The 2,352-nt window shown below is 55.6% G+C and carries 2 protein-coding genes and 1 pseudogene; all 3 read left to right on the top strand.

The window, feature by feature from the left end; translation table 11 throughout:
• A partial coding sequence (locus QOL81_RS25715) for a DotI/IcmL/TraM family protein (protein ID WP_349361525.1) occupies nt 1-656 on the top strand: 656 nt, incomplete at its 5' end.
• A gap of 1 nt (nt 657) precedes the next feature.
• Nucleotides 658-1,647, top strand: a complete 990-nt coding sequence (locus QOL81_RS25710) for a DotH/IcmK family type IV secretion protein (RefSeq protein ID WP_128884981.1) — start codon at nt 658-660, stop codon at nt 1,645-1,647.
• A gap of 4 nt (nt 1,648-1,651) precedes the next feature.
• A pseudogene (locus QOL81_RS25705) lies at nt 1,652-2,352 on the top strand (hypothetical protein); the annotation flags it as partial.

Below are 2,352 nucleotides of genomic sequence, written 5' to 3'. Positions count from 1 at the left end.
CCCCGCCTGCTTCTGCAGGTGAAACGCCCTACGCAGCTGCCGTGGCGCAGCATATTGCCAGTCAGCTCAACGCCGATTTTGCCCGTCGTTCTCTGGCGGTTAACTTGTGGCAAAGCGTCACTCTCGTCGTATGTGCGTTTATTATCGCCATACTGGCGTATGTCGCCTTACACCCTCCAGTGAAGTATTTCGCCACACAGGATGGGCAGATCACGCCGCTTTATCCCACTGATCAACCGGCCTATAGCGATATCAACGTGACCGACTTTGGCGCACAGGTATTGCGTGAGGCATTTACGCTCGATTTTGTGCATTATCGCAGCCAGATGAATGCGCTACAGGCACGTTTCTCAGACGATGGATTCCGCAGTTATTACACCGCCCTGACCACCTCCAACGTTTTGACTGCAGTGAAAGACAAAAAGATGAACATGTCGATTATGACCTCCCCCGGCGTAGTGGTTAGCAAAGGAACGCTCGAGAACGGCATTTATGCCTGGAAGATCCAATATCCGATAAAACTCAAGCTCACCGGCCAAGTGACATCGTTGCCCGAACAGTCATTTGTGATGTCACTGCTTATCCAGCGTACCGACCCCCGTCTTAAACACACCGGCATGGAAGTGTCCCAGCTCATTACTTTCGAGGCTAAATAACATGAAAACCCCTCTGACCGGTTTGCTTCTGCTGACCCTGGCGCAAGCAGCAGGCGCGGCTACAACCGAAGTTGCGCCTGCCCCCGCCTGGAAACCGGCACAAACGTTGAGCGAGGCACCTGTCAATGCCCCGCAACATGTCCCCGTAACAACAACACCTGAGCCAACAACGTCCTTACCGGAGGATGGCTCGCCACCGCTGCCTTTGCCGGCGCTGGATTATGCCCAAAAGCAAATGGCGCCGCTCTCACCACGCGAGGTGGACAGCCTACGTAATACTTTTGACCAACTTCAACGCAGTGAAAGCCGTTCACCGGTAACAGCGGTACCACGGGTTAGCTCTCTGACAGTCAACCTGTCGCCAGGTGCCTCATTGCCGATGCTCCGCGCCCTACCGAATTTCCCGAGCTCTGTTTCGTTTACAGACGAAACCGGGGCGCCGTGGCCGATTGCAGCACCACCTCTTAATGGCAACAACGCTGGTTTTGAAGTGAATTACATTCCCGACAGCCCAGCTATGTCCGTTCAGGCCCGGCGCGCTTACGACACCGGCAGCGTAACGGTCTACCTGAAGGGATTACCGGTTCCCGTCGTCATAGCACTGACCAGTGGCGAACCGGACAACGCCGGCAGGGCCCAGATCACCGACAGCAGTCTAAACCTGAGGATCCCTCTTCGCGGACCATCGGCAAAAGCCCTGCCGATCGCACGCGAGAAAATCAGCCTCGATAATCCTACGCTGCAGGCGTTTCTGGACGGCGTCCCGCCCGATGGCGCCCGTCATCTCAAAACTGGCGGTGGAGTTCCGTTGACTGCCGTTTGGCAGATGGGAGACGACCTCTATATCCGCTCACGAAGCGAATTACGCGATGCATTTGTTGAAACCTCTTCCGCGGCTGACGGCACCCATGTGTGGAAACTGCCGCTCACTCCGGAGGTGGTGTTCTCTGTGCAGGGCCGCAATACACCACTGACCATCAATCTGGAGTAACCCTATGGCCATCGAAAAAGATGCGGCGAGTGACGGCAAAAAAAGCCTGCTCCTGCTGTTATCCGGAGGTATCGGCCTGCTCGCGCTGTTATTTGTGGGCTGGGGCTATTTGCACCAACCGGCGCCGACCCCATCGCAATACGCTATTAACAACCTGGCCAATAGCGCGCCGGTTACCTCTCAGGAAACTGCGCAATATCAGCAGTTGATCAAAACGGGTAACCGTATTGGTTCAGAAGCGGCAGCTGCCAGCGATGGTAGTTTTATCGCTTCATTGCGCATGAGTGATGTGCAAATCGAAACACCAAATGAGCCGCCTCCGCCGGTAGCCCTTAAAACAACCGCGGAAACCGACACTACCTCAGTTCCGCAGTCTGGCGGAGCCATCCAAGAGGATCAAAAAGCAGCGTTAAAAAGCTATCTGAAGCTACTCAATGATCGCTGGCGACCGGGAAACATGCAGTTAGCTGGCACCTTTGGGCAGGCACCAGCTGCAGGGGAACACGAACCAGGGAACGGCAATAACGCTTTCAGTCAGTGGTCACAGAGCCTGCCAGGAAGAGAGGCAACTGTATCCGCGGAAATCCCTTCCTCAGCTCGTACATCTGGTGATGCCGTCATTGTGCCGCCAAACACTCGCCGCCCGGCGGTGGTCGACAATGCCATCGATTCTGACAACCTCAACTCACTGGTGCTGGCCCACAT

It is taken from the genome of Serratia sp. CC22-02, assembly GCF_900182895.1.
Lineage (GTDB): Bacteria > Pseudomonadota > Gammaproteobacteria > Enterobacterales > Enterobacteriaceae > Serratia > Serratia nevei.
Note: the sequence above shows the minus strand (reverse complement) of the source record. Positions and strands in the feature narration are given on the sequence as shown.

What these genes read in the sequence shown, in the direction of transcription:
- QOL81_RS25710 (WP_128884981.1), top strand. Translation starts at nt 658, where the DNA reads ATGAAAACCCCTCTGACCGGTTTGCTTCTGCTGACCCTGGCGCAAGCA.